The organism is Rhizobium sp. N122 (assembly GCF_002211295.1).
Classification (GTDB): domain Bacteria; phylum Pseudomonadota; class Alphaproteobacteria; order Rhizobiales; family Rhizobiaceae; genus Rhizobium.
The window spans coordinates 66,379-83,273 of sequence record NZ_LOKU01000016.1; the positions used below are offsets into that span (position 1 = coordinate 66,379).

12 protein-coding genes and 1 pseudogene are annotated in these 16,895 nt (G+C 58.4%); 12 read left to right on the forward strand and 1 reads right to left on the reverse strand.

Going from position 1 to position 16,895, the window contains the following annotated elements; genetic code table 11:
- The 3 genes from ATY75_RS14125 (at position 1) to ATY75_RS14135 (ending at position 7,075) form a co-directional block, all read left to right on the forward strand.
- Complete coding sequence (locus ATY75_RS14125; RefSeq protein ID WP_088938028.1) at positions 1-5,487, forward strand: hypothetical protein; 5,487 nt, start codon at positions 1-3, stop codon at positions 5,485-5,487.
- A gap of 190 nt (positions 5,488-5,677) precedes the next feature.
- Positions 5,678-6,271, forward strand: a complete 594-nt coding sequence (locus ATY75_RS14130) for a M35 family metallo-endopeptidase (protein WP_088938029.1) — start codon at positions 5,678-5,680, stop codon at positions 6,269-6,271.
- A gap of 195 nt (positions 6,272-6,466) precedes the next feature.
- Complete coding sequence (locus tag ATY75_RS14135; RefSeq protein WP_088938030.1) at positions 6,467-7,075, forward strand: hypothetical protein; 609 nt, start codon at positions 6,467-6,469, stop codon at positions 7,073-7,075.
- Positions 7,076-7,955: 880 nt separating this feature from the next.
- On the opposite strand, the gene ATY75_RS14140 is transcribed toward ATY75_RS14135, so the two are convergent.
- On the reverse strand, positions 7,956-8,411 hold the full coding sequence (locus ATY75_RS14140; protein WP_088938031.1) for a hypothetical protein: 456 nt from the start codon (positions 8,409-8,411) through the stop codon (positions 7,956-7,958).
- A gap of 257 nt (positions 8,412-8,668) precedes the next feature.
- Here ATY75_RS14140 and ATY75_RS14145 point away from each other — a divergent pair, with 257 nt between their 5' ends.
- From ATY75_RS14145 to ATY75_RS14185, 9 genes and pseudogenes are all read left to right on the forward strand, one after another.
- Positions 8,669-8,986: a succinoglycan biosynthesis protein exoi gene (locus ATY75_RS14145; RefSeq protein WP_088938032.1), complete on the forward strand. Its 318-nt coding sequence runs from the start codon at positions 8,669-8,671 to the stop codon at positions 8,984-8,986.
- A 258-nt stretch (positions 8,987-9,244) separates the two neighbouring features.
- Complete coding sequence (locus ATY75_RS14150) at positions 9,245-9,898, forward strand: transcriptional regulator (protein WP_088938033.1); 654 nt, start codon at positions 9,245-9,247, stop codon at positions 9,896-9,898.
- A 129-nt stretch (positions 9,899-10,027) separates the two neighbouring features.
- Positions 10,028-10,582: a hypothetical protein gene (locus tag ATY75_RS14155; RefSeq protein ID WP_088938034.1), complete on the forward strand. Its 555-nt coding sequence runs from the start codon at positions 10,028-10,030 to the stop codon at positions 10,580-10,582.
- 29 nt (positions 10,583-10,611) lie between these two features.
- Positions 10,612-10,863: pseudogene (locus ATY75_RS14160) on the forward strand (biotin/lipoyl-containing protein); the annotation flags it as partial.
- 334 nt (positions 10,864-11,197) lie between these two features.
- Positions 11,198-12,256 (forward strand): GSU2403 family nucleotidyltransferase fold protein, encoded by a 1,059-nt coding sequence (locus ATY75_RS14165; protein WP_245317574.1) that lies wholly within the window; start codon positions 11,198-11,200, stop codon positions 12,254-12,256.
- A gap of 607 nt (positions 12,257-12,863) precedes the next feature.
- Positions 12,864-13,700, forward strand: a complete 837-nt coding sequence (locus ATY75_RS14170) for a MurR/RpiR family transcriptional regulator (RefSeq protein WP_088938059.1) — start codon at positions 12,864-12,866, stop codon at positions 13,698-13,700.
- 94 nt (positions 13,701-13,794) lie between these two features.
- Positions 13,795-14,490, forward strand: coding sequence for an N-acetylmannosamine-6-phosphate 2-epimerase (locus ATY75_RS14175; protein WP_088938036.1), 696 nt, complete (start codon positions 13,795-13,797; stop codon positions 14,488-14,490).
- Positions 14,487-15,500, forward strand: a complete 1,014-nt coding sequence (locus tag ATY75_RS14180) for a Gfo/Idh/MocA family oxidoreductase (protein ID WP_088938037.1) — start codon at positions 14,487-14,489, stop codon at positions 15,498-15,500. Before ATY75_RS14175 ends, ATY75_RS14180 begins: the two co-directional genes overlap by 4 nt.
- A gap of 85 nt (positions 15,501-15,585) precedes the next feature.
- Positions 15,586-16,878 (forward strand): sugar ABC transporter substrate-binding protein, encoded by a 1,293-nt coding sequence (locus ATY75_RS14185; RefSeq protein ID WP_088938038.1) that lies wholly within the window; start codon positions 15,586-15,588, stop codon positions 16,876-16,878.
- Positions 16,879-16,895: the final 17 nt, after the last annotated feature.

Consider the following 16,895-nt stretch of genomic DNA (forward strand, 5'->3'; position numbering starts at 1 on the left):
ATGAGCTTGAATTCGCCGCTCAACGACAAGAGCCACGATGTCGATATTCTGGCCCGCACTGTCCCTTCTGGAGTGCTTGGGGATGCGCTGAGGGTTACGTTGGCTTTGCGGCCGGTCAGGGTTTCCGGCGAGGGCGCAGCGAAGCTTGAAACCTGGCCGGCCGATATTGAAGCGGGTATCGTCCAAGGTCATGCGAGATTGGAGCTTCGCTTCCCAAGTCTAACCAAAGACCAAGACCGGGCAACTCCAAACCTGTGTGTCACCAGCGCCGTAGACCTGACGATGAGACCGTGGCCGAACAGGTCGGACGTCGCCACCGCGCTGAAGATCTGGCAGGAGGTCTTTCCTGCAGAAAGCGCTGATTGGGAGAGACTCCATGCCGACCTTCAGACGAGACAGGACCTCGATCAAGGAGACCATCCCGATCACGCGCCGATCTGCGTCTCCGGACGCCAGGGCGAAATGGTTTTGCTGGCGAAGATGTTGCGGGCCATTGAAACCGCTCAGGTGGCGCTGTCGGACACGCCGGTGCAGCGCAGTGCCGAGCTCGCGATGGCCGCGTGGCGGTCAGCTGAGGAATTTCTCCACGCTCATGAGGATCTGGCGAAGATCTACGGGCCGCCGAAAGAACCCGAAGCTGCGGCCGACGGCACGTCAACCGATAAGCCCGATCCCCTCACCAACTCCCGGCAAACAAAGCTCAAGCGTGATTATGCGCGCAAAGCCCTGGAGCGTGTCAAAAGCGCCTGCGACGCATCTCGGGCCGTCGGATCAAAATGTGTCGAAGGCTCTGCGCAAGAGGCATCGAAAGCTCTGATTTCGGCAACTTTGGAACGCCTGGTCGACGGCATGGTTTGCCTCATACAGGGAACCGATGTCGCCGCCGATCGCAAAGTCGAGGCGCTATACAAGCGGCTCTTCGAGTTGAGACAATTTTTTCTCCTGGCGGCAGCACTGGATTCCGGAGCGTTGGCTGCTCTTCAAGCAAGCGAGAAGAGCGAGCCCAGCGATGCAAAAAAGGACATCGCCGCTGCCTCAGTCAACCCGGATCTCGAAAAATCGCAGGGCAAGATCGACCTGAAGGATGCGCCCGCCAGGACGAGGCTCTCGTCACTGGAGGAGTCACCTGACCTCGGCCGCCTCTTCCGTTTCTTTGTCGATTTCCAACTCCCAGCGCACAATCTGCTGGAGGACCTCCTCAGACAGAAGCTGCTTGCGGACGGCGGGGTGCTGGCGCTCGTCCGGCTCACGGGACCGGACCTTTCCAAAACCTTCCAGGATGATGAATTGTCGCGGTGGACGCTGGCGAAGTTCCGCTTCAACGCCGATAAAACGAAGATCGTGTCGTTCCTTCCGGCAAGCCGGGAGGAACTTGTGCTGGCACAGGCAGATATCGATCCTGCACAGACCAGAGCCCTGCTGCACCAGTTGGACGGTGTTTACATGCTTAGTGGGTCTGCGATTGGGGTTGATCCGGCGCCCCCCGGCGGACTGGCAGCAATGACATTGCCGGCCTATGAACTGGTTTCGGCGGATCTGCGCGGGGCGGCGCGGGAGATCGACAGCCGCGCGGACCGTCTCCTCTCAGCTGTCTCTTTGAAGGGGCAAGCGGGAACGCAGACAAACGGGCAACCAAGCAAGTCAGGCCTCCGGTCGGGGGGCTTGTCCGTGGTCTCGTTCAGTGCAGCACCACGTATTTCGCGCATGATCGGGACGAGCCAGGCGGCGAATGGCCTCGCCTGCGGCGACACCTTCCTGGACGCCGAAGATCTCTCGATGGGGCGACTTCCGCTGTTTGGCATCCGAGCGCGCAAATCTGCCTCTGATCCCTTTCTCCACCATTGGTACATCCAGACGCGCAAGCGGGTGCGCTTCCTGGAGCGATCCCTCGGCGGAAAGTCGGTCGATGTCGATCGTCTGATCGGTCAGCTTTATCCAGGAGATCAGACGCACAACGGTCCTCGCCGTCTCGCCCAGGCGAGCACCGACCGCACCGTGCCTCGCGTTTTCGATCTCGCCGAGGTGGAGGCGAAAGATCGGCTGTATGTCGCCGCCGTCGACGCGGCGGAGGTGACGTTTCTCGGCGATCCCATGGGTGTCGAAACAGGACTTCAGTCAGCCGACCAAACGCTCAAGGACAGTTCCAACGATATCTTGATGGACCGCGAGATCTCGCTCTTCAACATCGATGATGCGGAGGATGCGGCCGTCATGCCGGTCCGTTTCGGTATGTCGGTGGTCGCCGGGTTCGTGCCGATGTTTCTCGGAGGCGGCGTTCTGACGCCGGCGGAGGCGGCCGAGCGCTTCAATGCGATCCCGGAATCGACCGTCCCGCGAAGGCAGATGGACGGCCTGCCGGAGGGACGGCGCTATCTGCGCAGCGAACCGGTCGCGTCGCCGCAGATTCTGATCCCGAAAGACGAGGTGGATGATGCGGTGAAGGCTTATCAGCGCCCCGGCGGCGGCCCTGATTACTCTCCACAGACAACAGGCCAGGTGATCCTGCGCACAACATTGACGAAGGCTGGCGTCAAGGCCGCCAAGTCGAAACCCGAGGAGGTCGTCCGCGTCGTGCTGCCGCCCATCATCAGTCTCGAACTCGCTGAAAAGCACGGCGTCTTCGACGATATCCGGCCACGCTGCTTTCCCGGCAAAGGCGGGAGCTATCCCGTCGATACGATCGGCAAGGTCCCGCTTTTTCCGATGGCCTATCACCGGCCAGGCACGGCGCAGCGCCCGCGTGATGGCCTGCGCAACATCCATATCGACGCAGGTTTCGGCGGCTATCCCCTTGTTCGCTATGACATCGGATCAGCCGCCGACAGGCCTGCCATCGTCTCCGCCGGCTTCGACGACGGCAGGGCGTGGCTGCAACAGGCCCGTGTGTGGGCCCGCGCCGCAGAAAGCGAAGTCAAACCGGAGCGGCCAAACCCACCGCCATCATCGCCCGTCGGCGATGCCGTTTTTGCGCCGATCGGCAGTAAGACCGTCGATCAAGGCCGGACGATTCCGTTTTACCCGGACCCGATGGCGTCGCAGCTTGTCATTCGGTTCCGCACCGGTGCCGATCTTCTCGGCCGCGACGCCGTTGGTCGAATCGTCATCCCCCTGATCGATCCGCACTCCTGGCCCGACGTAACGCCGGTTGCACTCGTCATCAGGTTCGGTGTGCCCGGCCAGTCGCTTTTTGTAGATAAGAACACGCGCCGTAAGCTCAGTGGGGTGGCGTGCCGCGAGGTGATCGTCAACTTGCCCCCGGGACTGGTCGGAATGCTCGACATGTGGGCGGTTCCTTCCAGGGATCAGCTGGCGCAGTGGAGTGAACTCGTCGACACGGCTGCATCGCTCGATTGTTTCCCCGCCATCAAGAAATCCTTTATCCCAAGCCTGTCGGGATGCGGCATCTTGGGCACCCACGCGCCCGATCGAGCGCTTCTCGATGACGTTGCCGGCCGGCTTTACGAAGAGCTGTTGACCCATCCTCTTCCCGAACTTGCCGAACCGCGCAGCATCGAACTTGTGCACGCGACGACACGCCCGACGAGGGCGGTCGAATTTCCGGCGGGTGACAGTTCCGTGGGACTGCTTCTGCGCCGCACGGCGGTCGGCGCCGTCTGTGACGGTCTTGGCGCCCAACTTCTTCCAGCCCCGCCGTCAACGATGCCGCTCGCCTGGGTGAGTGCCAGTCCGATCAGCGATGCACTGGAGGTCGATCTGGGTGGGGCCGTCTCCGTCGACCTCTCCTCCACCAGCAGCGTGGAAGTTCTGGCACGCGCCGTTGCTCCTTCGGGCGATGGGTTCGATGACGTCAGCCGTGGACGAAGCCGACGAAATGTCAACGCCGGCTCCGCGCAGGAAATCGTCGATCCAGAGAGCGGGTCGCTTCGGGATGCAACCGATGTTGATCTCTATGGCTTCAAGGTCTCTGCGAAGGGAAAGGTCGAACTCCTCAAATCCGAGCAGCTGTGGGCGCGTTTTTCAAATCTTCCACCAAGCCTTCCGGGGGCCGATCCAAGCAAGCCCGCCTGGCTATCGCTTCACGCACTGTTTGGCGGGCCAACGGGGGATATCGCCGCCGATATCCGCCCGCTTTTCGGAGACACCCGGGCCCGCAGGGTCGAACTCAAATTCAATGCCCTTGCCCGCCATTCGGGCGCATTTGTGAAGCGCCCGCGTATCATCTCCGGCAGACGCGTGGTCGATGGGCCATTGTCAGGGGACGAGACAACGCGGACGCAGGATGGATGGAGTAAGAGCATATGGTTACTGGCGTCGGCGCGACCGGGAACGCCCGTTGCGGCTGCCCAGGCCGACCCGCTGATCGCGGAGGAGGAAGATCCCCGGGGAGGGCCGTCCATCGTCATCAAGCAAAGGCTCTGCCAGGTGCGGCTTTGGTTGCAACGCCCCTGGTTCACGTCGGGGGAAGACGAGCGTCTGGGCATTGTTCTCTGGCCGCGGTTCAACCGCATTCCCAGCAAAAAGTCGTTTTACGGCCCCTGGCGAACGGCCCCGCTCTACGAACGACCGTCGTTGGGGGATTCGAAGCCGGCGCCCCTTTATGACGATTACATGGTGCTCAATCGCTTCGAGGACCGTTTCTTGACCGGGGCAGCGCGTTTCGTGACGCGCTGGGGCTCGGATCCGACAGAGGCTTTCCCGAAAAATGGATGGAAGGATTGGGTGGTCCCCTATGAGATCTTTAAGGACGTCGACTTCGATGTTGAAGCTGGAACCGTAGAGACGCGCCGTGCCGATGTCGCGTTTGTGCCGAAAGTCGCCATGCCAATACCCGACAAGGATAAAGACGCCGGCGCTGGCAGCGGAAACGGCCAGAAACGTCAGCGCTACCTCAATGTCGACCTGCTGACATACGAGCCGCGCTTCCACGTGGACCGGGAGCAATGGTATGTCGACATCCGTCTCGACCCCAAGGACATGATCTCGCCGTTCCTGCGGTTAGGGGTCGTGCGCTATCAGCAGCAAGCGCCGCGTGATCTCCAGGTCTCCTTCCCTGGTGAGCCCTTTCAATTCCAGTTGCTTACCGGGCGGCAGACCCGCCTTGAGGTGAAACCGGAGGCGGCTGATCCGTCCCGAACGCGGTTGGAAATCATCGTTACCGGCCCGGCGACCCTCGATACACAATCTCGATCGAATACCATGGTTGACGCGACGGTCGAGACACGGATGATTTATCGCCTGCAAGGACTCCATCGCGTCAGCGGTCTCCCCGTCCTGTCGTCGGAACTCGAAATCACAGCCGTTCGCGAAGGCGAATGGAAAGGGACGTTTGTCGTTCCCAACAAGGCTGTTTCGGATCCGGATCTGGAAATATCCGTCCATGTCGAAGAGAAGGCACTGCGGCCTCCGACAAGTTACTTGGACGAATTTCTGAGCCCGGAGCGGAAGGAGGCCGAGGCGCGGCGCGCAAGTGCGCGTTACGTTTGCAGCATCTCCGTCCCCAAGCAGCGCCGGCGTGGGGCACTTTGATTATTGCATCGCGTATCCGAAAACTCCCAGAGAGGAGACGGACCGTCCAACAGTCGAAAGGCATTTAATGCGATAGGGCCGCTCAAAGGGAACGCAGCGGTCGTAAGTGTCAGACGTCAGTTTCTCGTTCAATGTGCATTTGCGGAATGGGAAATAAGATTTTAAGTTGCATCATAGGATTGGAGGAGTCATGAAGCGCATAACAACAACTGTCGTTGCGTTGCTCGTCACGCTGGCGCCGGCGTCCGGTTTCGCTGCACCGGTCACTTGCACGGGCTCGCCCGCCGCGATGATCGACGCAGCGAAAAGCGAGATGCAAAGCGGGCTCGATCGCGCTATTACTGCCATCAAGGATCACGATCAAAAGACCGTTGACCTACTCACCCGCTGGCTCGGCGTGCGCAATTCAGATCAGGAGCAGCGTGTTCTCGGTGTGTTACGCGCGGCGCGCGGCTTGTCAGATAGCCTTACGTTCGTTTGCGACATGGCCAACGACGAAGGTACGTTTGAGAAAATTGTTGCTCAAGCGGATAACGGTCACGAACTCTTGTTTACCGCCAGATATTTCGGTTACCCTGAGACGGGGTTGGTTTCCCGTCCTACAATCCTGTTCCACGAAGTAACACATATACCAAGTGTTGCGGATACGAATGGAAATGACAACCCGAAGGAAGTCTATAGTAAAGACGAGGTATTGAAGCTGGCGAATGACAAACCGGCAGATGCGTTACGCAACGCTAGCAACTATCACTACTTCTTAGGAGCATTTTTGTATGGCGAGTGATGCGAAGTGACCGCTAACGCGAGCCTCGTGCGGCGCTATGGCATGGTAGCCCTTCCCGGCACCGTTGGGTCGAAGATCCGGAAGTTGCCGCCATTTGCTGTAGACGCTCCGTCCATCTGCTCGTGTCGTTTGGCATTTAATCGGGTTCTTCCTCAAAGAGCCTTCAACAAGTGGCAATGGAGAGGAGAGGAAACTATGAGAAAAATCCTGACAGCTGTCGCTTTATCACTCGGGTTTTGCAGCCAAGTAGCGGCCGCTCCGGGGGACTGCATGAACACTGATCCTGAAGGATGGAAGACAAACGCTGAACAGAAAGCGCTGTACGATAAGCTCGTTCAATATATGTCTTGTCCTACAGACGATCCAGCGAGCGGTCTGCTTGCGGACAAGGTCGCATGCAATTATTTCGTAGGAAAGGTTCTGGCGGAAATCTACGGCATTAATGACTTTTCCACTGGCGCCGGAACCTGGTTGCTGGCCAACCAGATGTTGGATTATGTTGCAAGTCACCCCGAGACTTGGTCAAAGTTGGGAAAGGCTAACAGCCAGGCTGTATTGGACGACGCTGCGCAGGGGGCGGGTAACCAACAGCCGGTGCTGGCCCTTATGCCGGGGGATCCGGGTCATGTTGCGATCATTCTGCCAGGATCCCCTAAGGTATCGTCAACCTGGAAGCTCAAGGCGCCTAACTCTGCTGCCTTCTCTTTGGGACATGTTGAGAACGCTTATGTGTTTTGCCGGCTGTCGTTCGCTTTCTCGGACCCCTCCCAAGTGGACATATATTGGCGGCTTAAAGGGATGTAATAGGCCGCTCGCGGGACGTTGTGCCGTCAGGTCGCGAAATCTGTGTTGAGGCTCCAGCGCGGAGCGATGCCGCCGCGCTCTGTCCCGCCTCGTTCATGACGGCCGACGGAGTTTGGAATCGGTGGCCGGATGAGGTCGGAAACAGCTCTTCTAATCGGCGCCAACGCACAGTCCTGCATGTGCGGCTTATACACGGCTCTTGCGAGTGTCAGTTCGCTTCCTGGGGAACCGCAGCGATACCTTCATCGACCACCAAGCGCCTCCGACGCCTGCTGACTTGAGACAGGCGCAGGCTTAAGCCAGTAGATTGGTGCCGATCCCCTTTCGGTTAAATCCGGGAGCACAAAGAGCACAGATGTTCCACTGATCGACCGCACGAAATCGGACGACTTCGCCATTCTCTTTTCACGCGGTCGGGGCCAGTCTTCACGAAGAGCAGCTTGCTGAAATTCCCTGAAACCTTTGACGGACCCCTCGTCCTCGCGCCTCCTCGACGATCGACCTCTTGACCACCCCGATTGTACGCTTCGGCCGATTTGGGAAATCCCCATTCGCTCGCACGGCGACAGCTTGCCTGGTCAGTGCCGGCCTGTTGCTATGGTGTTCACGTTCTGGCGGAAAAGATCGCATATGTATCGAAGGGAACTTCTCGGGCTGGGGAACAGAAGAACGTGTTACTTGCCAATCACCTAACTATCGCGAGTGGTGGTCGGCGGTTCGATTCCGTTCAAGGCGATAAGGAATGAACGCTGGCCTTCGCTGCTTGCGGACTGTCCGGTTTTGGCTCGGGCTTGCGGCAAGACGACCGGTCGGTGACAGAGCGGTCATTAGCGAGCAAAAGGCCGCTTGCGGCGGCCTTCCGCGTTCTCTAGTGTTTCATTCAGCCAGCAGCCTTGATGCTCGTATTGCAAAGGCTCCAATAGCCGCCGCCCTTCTGGATCCACTTCAGATCTCCAAGCGTTCCGGCATCCTTGGCCGAATGATAGGCATCGACGCAGGTATGGAGGCGAGCCTTTGCGGGCGTCTCGCTCGAATATTTCTTGTCGATCGCCTTCGGGAACTTGACGCTCTTCGGCGCCGCGGTCGTTGCCTTTTCAGGCTCTTTGTCGGTCGTCTTTGCGACGTCCGCCTCGTCTTCCTTATCGGCGGCAGCTGCGTCCGCGCCACAGAATTTGGCGCGGAAATCGTTCCACTTCGTGTCTTTGGCGGAGCCGTCAGCTTTGGCCGCCTGATATTTTGTGCTGCATTCCTTCATCGTCAGCGCGTGCGCCGGCGTCGACATGATAAATGCAGCAAGCAACGATCCGGCAGCGGCGAGAAGCAATTTGTGCGACATGTGATTGGCCTCGGTCGATGATGTTGACGTTACAATCTTCTCTTCCGCCTGAGCTACGGCGCCGTTGACGGAAGGGCTCCATTGGGGCTCCTGCTCAATGAACCTCCGATGAACAGTCGTCCTGACAAATCATCGCAGCCACCCCCGCGCTCGCGGGCGGCCCAGCAAGGTCTGAACGTCGACATAAGCCTATTGGATAGATGTTCGCCTTGCCCTAACGCAGTTACAATCTTCGCGCGAAATGACGAGGAGGGGGCATGCGTCGCAGTTATCGCAATCCGCAGAAGAATTCCGTGCTGTTCAGAGCGCCGGGCTTGCTCATCGGCGCGCTCGCGTTTGGTGCGGCCGGCGGCTGGACCGCGAGCGACTTGCTGGCCTCATGGAGCGCTTCGGGCAGCTCCGGACAAACGTGCAAGATCAAGGGCAATGTCAGCATCGAAACAGGCGAACGCATATTCCACGTACCAGGGCAGCGATACTACGCACAGACGAAGATCAGTCCCCAGTATGGCGAACGTTGGTTCTGTTCGGAAGCCGAAGCTTGGGCGGCCGGTTGGCGGAAATCGAAATCATAGTGAAGTGGGGATTCGGAATGGAGGATCCTTTGTGGCACCGCATGCTTTTGGGGCCACTGCCTGACTGGTTGCCATGGTGTTCACGTTCTGGCCTAAGAAGATCGCATAAAGGATCGTCGGGAACCTTTTGAAGATGTCCCGGAGATGCTGCGGTGGATCGGATGTGCCGGTGGTATAGACTGGCAGTCCGGTTGACGCTATTCGTGATGGACCAGCACATGACCAAACCATCCCGTGGATTCTCCAAGGCCTCCTATATTGAAAAAAGTGCAACGCAGTTTTGCCGTCGAGTACAAAAGCGGCAGGCGAAAACTCGATCCCAGGTCAAACTCGATCTGGGGCAACGTGGATTTAAAGTCCGTGGCTCGCGACCTAGACGAAGAGACAATGCCTTTTCTGTCGGCTAGCTCTCAAAGTGGCAAATCCGACGACATGTCTTTATCAAAAGCAGATCAGGCCAAGCCGTTGTTGACACCGCCTCTCGTGGCGTCGACAACAGCATCAGATAAACAGGAGATAATCATGGCCGACGAGACTGCTACGATAACCAGTGCCGATGCGCCGACCGTTGTCGAAACGCCAATTGCGCCGAAGAAACAGCGCAAACCCCGGGCCAAGAAAGCCGCGGCACTCGAAACCGCGTCAGCTGACGCTACGGCAGAGCCAGCAGCTGCTCTGGCCGGCGTCGGTGGTGTGAAGAGGAGAGGGCGCAAGACAAAGGTGATCGAAGCTGCGCCGAGCGCCAAACGCGCACCTGTGCGCCGTGCTCCAAAGGCCGCGCCGACGACAGCAATCAATGAGATGGCGGATCTCCTGCAGTTGGAAGAGGAAAATCAACGGCTGCGCAAGCTTCTGGCCGAAAAACTTCGCGCTGAAAATGCCGATCTGCGCAAGCGGCTGAAGCTCGATTGATAAAAGCAGCCGGTCAACCGCCGGCCGCATTTCCATGCTTATCGCGATACACATTTTGGCGACGGTGGATGCTGTTGCCGGAATTAATACTCATTGCCTGCTTGCGGGATAAAACGCGAGGTCGGATAGATGGCGTCTCCCTGGAAATTTCTTGCCCGACTGATCTCACCGGGACGCGAACCAAAGAGTGAAAATGGCGCGGCCGATGAAGTTACGCCGAACGCGTTGGCTATTTCCGGTCCGACTGAAACGCCTGCAGAGGACAGCCTGATTAGCGCTGCTCGTCCGGCAGGCGATGAGCTATCTCGTCACGATCAAGCCTCTGCAATCTCTGCAGTGCCTGTGCATTCCGAAGAAGCCGAGAACGATGTCCATGACAAGCTCGACGGCGAAGTCGCCAAAATCGTGGAGGTCGCTGATCCCGCTATATCCGGTGGTACTGGTATCGACGTCACCGCTGCACATGATACCCCTAGGATCAAGAGAACAGTCGAGGTCGCACCGCGCAAGCAAAGGAATCGCGGCAAGGAAGTGGTGGCGATAGCGAGCGATCGCCAGGTTATCCACACTGCCAACGAGATGAGCCTCGATGACGAGATCAGGATGCTCAGGGATCAGTTGGCCAGAAAGCTAACGTTGCAAAACGCGCAGTTGAGAAAAATGCTGGAGCGGTTCGAGCGGTGAGCGTGGCGCGCTGCCCGCCTTTTAACCCAGGATCGATTGCAAGCCTGTTGCGGTGTAAGGCGGAGCCGGGAAATGACAGCCATGTAGGCTCCCCAATGCCTGGCGTCATTTCCCGCGTCTTCGTCTCACCGGGGCAGGCAGTCAAGGCTGGCGACGTCCTCGCGTCCATCGAGGCCATGAAGATGGAGACCGCGATCCATGCCGAAACGGACGGCACGATTGCAGAAGTGCTCGTCAAGGCCGGCGACCAGATCGACGCAAAGGACCTCGTCGTCGTTTAGCTCCCATCGGCCAGATCAAAACCGAAGGTCGCATCCTTTTGCGACTTCCCATCGCAAAGCAATGACAGCCTACGAGCCAGCTGCTGGGGCTCAGCCGCGGTCGAAGAACTTGGGACGGGCCCATGAAAACGGGTCGTCGGTGCTTATCCCTTCAAGGTGGGAATCTCAACGGCAGCGCTATACTATATTTTGAAAAATAGTATAATGAGGTTCGAGTGGGAATGACTGTTATTCGAGGAGAGGGCGGGGCAGCGTCCACGGGGTAAAAGCTGCCAAGCTTGCTTGCAGATCGTACCTATACTATTTTTGTGTAAATGATATAGAGGCCCCAGTGATTAAGCAGATTGATCTCATGTTCCGCACCATGGTCGCGGAACTCCAGCAGCGGGCATTTGATGATGATTGGGCGGAAGATTTTCCCCCATCGGGTAGATTCGTTCCAGTGGCAGTCGATGGTCGCCGTTATTGGTATTTCGACCAACCCGATGGTGAGGGTGGGCAGAAGCGCCGGTATGTCGGACCTGCCGATGATCCCTTGATTTCGGAACGGGTCGAAACCTTCAAGGGTGAGAAGTCAGATTATAAGGCTCGCCGCAAGTTCGTTTCCACGCTAACGCGTGAAGCCGGTTTGATTGCCGCTGATCACTTTACCGGCGATATAGTGCAGGCGCTCGCCAAGGCCGGTCTCTTCCGGCTGCGCGGCGTTCTTATCGGCACCGTCGCTTTTCAATGCTACTCGGCATATCTTGGCATCCGTCTGCCCTCGGCGGCGATCCTAACAGGTGATGCAGACATAGCGCAGGATTTCGCAATCTCCGCCGAGGTGGCGGATTCGCTGCCGCCGATCCTCGATCTCCTAAAAGGGCTTGATCCAACGTTCCGCGCCGTGCCGCATATCAGCGGCAGCTCTCGATCTCATGCCTTCCGGAATCAAACCGGTTACAGGGTCGAGTTCATGACAACTAACAGGGGAGCCGAAGAATATTCGGACAAACCCGCCAACATGCCCGCTCTCGGTGGTGCGTCAGCCGAACCGCTAAGATTCATGGATTTCTTGATCCGCGATCCCGTTCGTTCGATCTTGCTACATGGTGCCGGTATCTCAGTTGTCATCCCTGATCCTTGCAGGTACGCGGTGCACAAGCTTATCATTGCCGGTCGCCGTCAAAATGACGCCGCCGGCCAGGCCAAACGGGATAAAGACCTCAGACAGGCAGGAATGCTATTCGACGCCCTGCCGGTCACGGGCCATGGGCCTTCACTGGTTGACGCCCTGAAAGAGGCATGGGATCGCGGGCCTGCGTGGAAGCTGGCGATCTCGGAAGCAGCCGAAACCATGCACAAGGAATATTGGGGCGCTATCAATCGAATGGTTGGCATTCTCGAGAGATAAAGGTTAGGCCCGCTTGAAAAGGCAGGCCATATGACAACGCTCATTCGCATCAGGTTGCGCTGGGCCTAAGTTTTGTCTGGCTCAGCTATTCACGCCGCTTTCTGGACCTAGTTCGAAATCGTGGCGGCCAATGCTACCTTGTCCTCGGAAGAAAGCGACCATGGTGCTGTTGCACGACCTCAGGCGCACTTACGCGCGAGAAACGTGCAGGTCGCCAGTTCGTATCCCATCAACTGCACGCTTGGCGAATTGCGAGTCGTGCGGTTCGAGCCCGCTTACCTCCAAGGGGTCGATGGGGCGGCCGAGTTCGGCCCATCGCTGTTGCAGTTCAACCATCATTGGCCCTTTGCGGACCTAAGGGGTCGCATGGAGTTCTCCGCAATCACTCCTTTCGAATCCGACGGATGATTTAGCCCCAGAGTGAAGAAATTTTTTGAAAATAGGTTTCGACTGGAGAAAATTGTCGCGATATGTTCGAGAGCAACTGACCGGGCGGATTGAGAAGGTATAATCTATTCGATCTTTGGATGTAGGCTTGTGCCACGTGCATGGAGTTGAGCCCCCCAGTCAATTCAACGGCTAAATGCTTTTCGGGAGTCTTACCGTCATGGATACTCAATCACAGCCGTCGCTCATCGCGACAATCCGATCCCACGCACCCAACATGACGCGAGCCCTGGAAAAGGTGGCCGCTTTCGTTCTGGCTGATCCCCAGACGGTGCTCTACAAGAGCATCACGGAACTGGCCGAGGAGGCGGAGTCCTCCGAAGCAAGCGTAATCCGATTCTGCCGCGAACTCGGGTATCCAGGTTTCCAAAACTTCAAGCTCGCCCTCGCCCATGAACTGGCGACTCTTCAACAGCCCGCAGCGAGCGCGCCTGGGGACATGGTTCAGGAACTCGTCGAAACCGCGCGAATGGCGTTGGAGGAGACGGAGCGACTACTCGATCGGGACGTTATTGAACGCGTATCGGCGCTGTTGCTAGCTGCTCGGCACATCGAAATCTTCGGTGTCGCGGCTTCCGCCATTACTGCGCAGTATCTGGAATACAAACTCGCGCGGCTCGGTATCCAGGCGCACATTCCGCGGGATTCCCATCTGGCGACCATGGCTTCCGCCACTGCTTCGGCAGATGATCTCTACATCCTCATCTCAAGCTCCGGGTCGACGATCGATACCCTTCGCGTGGCGGAAAACGCCCATGCTCGCGGAGCCAAGGTGATCGCCATCACCAACCGGACAAAGAGCCCGCTCGCCGCGACCTGCGATTTCAAACTGCTCGCTTCATCGCCGGAAACACCGCTGACGGGAGGTGCCTTCCCGTCGAAGATTAGCCAACTCCTCATTGTCGATGCCCTTGCGAACACCATTACGAAGCTCGATCCGTCGCGCTTGAAAACAATTACGGAAACTGCCGAAAGTGTGAGCGATCGGAACATTTGAAAATAATCTTTGAAATAAATCTTCAACTGAAAAAAATTATTGACGTAAATTGCCAGAATGATTAACGTCGCGCTCATCACGGAGTGCGGCGTCAATGGACATCATCGGAAAAATGCGGGGGAAGCTCGTCGTCTCTTGCCAGGCGGCGGAGACCAGCCCTCTCAACGCCTCAGAACACATAGTGGCGCTCGCACGCGCAGCCGTCGTCGGCGGCGCACAAGGGGTGAGGATCGAAGGGGTACGGAACGTCAAGGCGGTCCGCGCCGCGATCAGCCAGCCGATCATCGGCATCACGAAAATCAACCAGGCGGGTTCGGACGTCTATATCACTCCTACGCTGGAGGATGCGCGGAGGCTTGCGGAAGCAGGAGCCGATGTCATCGCCTTCGACGCGACGGACCGGGTGAGACCCGTTACGGTCGCCGAGATGGTTGCAGAGATCAATCGGCTCGGAAAAACCAGCATGGCGGACATCAGCACACTGGAAGAGGCTCGGCATGCGGTCGCCGTGGGGGCGGATTTCGCCGGGACAACTCTATCCGGATATACGCCTTACACCACGGTCTCTGAGGCCCCCGACTTTGCCCTCATGGCCGAACTTGCGACCGCGAACGTCCCATTCGTGGCGGAAGGCCGGATTTGGGACCCTGCCCAGGCGCAACGCGCCATGGCGCTGGGAGCGATGTTCGTCGTTGTCGGTTCGGCCATCACGCGCCCAGACGAAATTACCAAGCGCTTCGCCGACGCGATTGTCGGTCGCACGGCGCGGACATTTGGAGGATTGGAATGATCAAGACAGTCAAGGTTGCCGTTATCGGTGCCGGTTTCATGGGATCAATGCACGCTTCGATCTTTGCCAGCGATCCACGAGCCGAGCTCGTTGCGGTGGTTGACCGTGACATCACGCGCGGCAAAGCCCTTGCTGATTCCATCGGCAGAGGCGTTCGCGTCTATGCCTCGCACGAGGAGTTGCTTGCCGCCGAGACGCTCGACCTCGTCAGCATCTGCACGCCGGATCATCTGCATCTGGAACCCGCGCTGGCCATCGCCGCCAAGGGGGTCAATCTCTTCGTCGAGAAGCCTATTGCCTCGACGATCGAGGACGGACGTCGCATCGTCGAAGCTTGCAAAGCCGCAAACGTGAAGCTCGGCGTCGGCTACCTCCTTCGCTTCGATCCCCGCTACTACAAGGCGCGCGAGCTGATCGAAGCCGGAAAGATCGGTAAGCCTATCCACCTTTACGCCCGTCGCAACAGCGCTCGCACCGAGGGTCCAAAGCGATACGCAGGTACGCTCCCGCTCGCCATGCATGTGACCGTGCACGACGTCGACATGGTTCTGTGGATGCTCAAGGGGCAGAAGCCCGTCACTGCATACGCGCAGCAGACCGACATCCTGTTGGGCGAGATGGGTACGCAGGACACCATAGCAGGTGTCGTGCGCTTCTCGGGCGGCACGGTGGTGACATTCGAGAGCGCCTGGTCACTTCCGGCGGGTGCTCGTCACATGATCGATGCCCGTCTCGAAATGATCGGCACCGAGGGATCGTTCGAAGTGCAGTGCGGCGACAGCGGCCTCTACTTCGCCGACAACCAGAGCTCCCAGGAAATCGACACCCAGCATTGGCCGGAGATCGGCGGCAAGGTCGGCGGCGACCTCCGCCAGCAGCTCTCCAGCGTTCTCGATTGGGTCAACGGCGTCGACTGCCAGGTCGCGACGGGCGAAGAAGCGTTGCTCTCGCTCGAACTAACACAGGCGCTCGTCAAGTCGGCCGAAACTGGGGAGGTGCAACGCCTCTAAAAGCAGGGAGATACAGCGCGTATCGGCGCTGCGATGTGTGACCAACGGCTCGTTTTGACAACGATATTCAGAAAAGGGGAATGACATGAACAGACGTCAATTTGCTGCTTTAACGCTCGCACTCGCCACCTCTATGGCGGTGCCAGCCTTCGCGCAGGCCGCGGACCAACCCTACAAGGGCACGCGGCTCGCCGTGTTGATGGAAGGGCACCCGACCACGGACGGTATCCAGGCGCTCCTGCCTGAATTCACTAAGGAAACAGGCATCGAGGTCGAACTCGAAGTGGTCCCGGAATCCGACATCACTGCTAAAATGCTTCTGGAATTCTCGTCCGGCTCCGGCCGCTATGATGTCGTCCAGAACAACATCATCTTCATCCCGGGTTTCCTGAAAGCCGGTTACATCGCGCCGCTCGACGAATACGCCGGCAAATTCCCGTCGAATTATGATAAGGCCGATTTCGTGCCTGGTTACCTGAACACGAACATCGTCGACGGTAAACTTTACGGTCTGCCCGTCTACGGCGAAAGCACCTTCCTGATGTACCGGAAGGATATTTTCGAAAAGTACGGCATCACTCCTCCCAAGACCTTCTCCGAAGTCATCGCGGCAGCGAAGACCGTCAAGGAGAAGTCGGACGGCAAGATGGTCGGGATTACTATGCGAGGTGCGCAGGGGATCCAAAATGTCTACGTCTGGGCCGGTTGGTTGTGGGGCTACGGCGGTGAGTTCATCACCAAGGATGGCAAGTCGGCCCTGGCTGCCGACGAGGCGGCCAAGTCGCTCGACGCATTCGCGAGCGCGTTGCGTGATTACGGCCCCGTCGGTGTCGCCAACTTCGGCTGGGAAGAAAATCGCGTCCTCTTCCAAAGCGGCAAGGCCGCGATGACGCTGGACGCGACGGTGAACGGTGCCTTCAACGAAGATCCGTCGGTTTCCTCCGTAGTCGGCAAGGTCGGCTATGTGCCGGTTCCTGTCGAAACCGACAAGCTGAAGGGCGGCTCGTCGTCGCTCGCGGTGCACAGCCTTTATGTCGCCGCGGCTTCCCACAACAAGGAAGCCGCATGGCTCTTCGCATCCTGGGCGACGGCCAAGGAGCAGCAGATCAAGTCCTTTAACATCGCGCCGAATTCGGGTGTGACCTCGCTTGCGGCGTTGAACTCCAATGAGTTCAACAAGCGTTATGGCGCTTTCAAGGACGCGATGCTCGCTTCCATCAACGCCGGTAACCCGCAATATCTGCCGACGGTTGAAGCGGCGAACGAGATCATCAACAACGCGGGCATCGCCGTTTCTAAGGTGCTCGCTGGAACGGCAACCGCGAAAGACGCACTCGCCGAAGCAAACACGGCGAACGATGCCGTGCTCGTAAAGTGACACATAAGCGCCTTGCC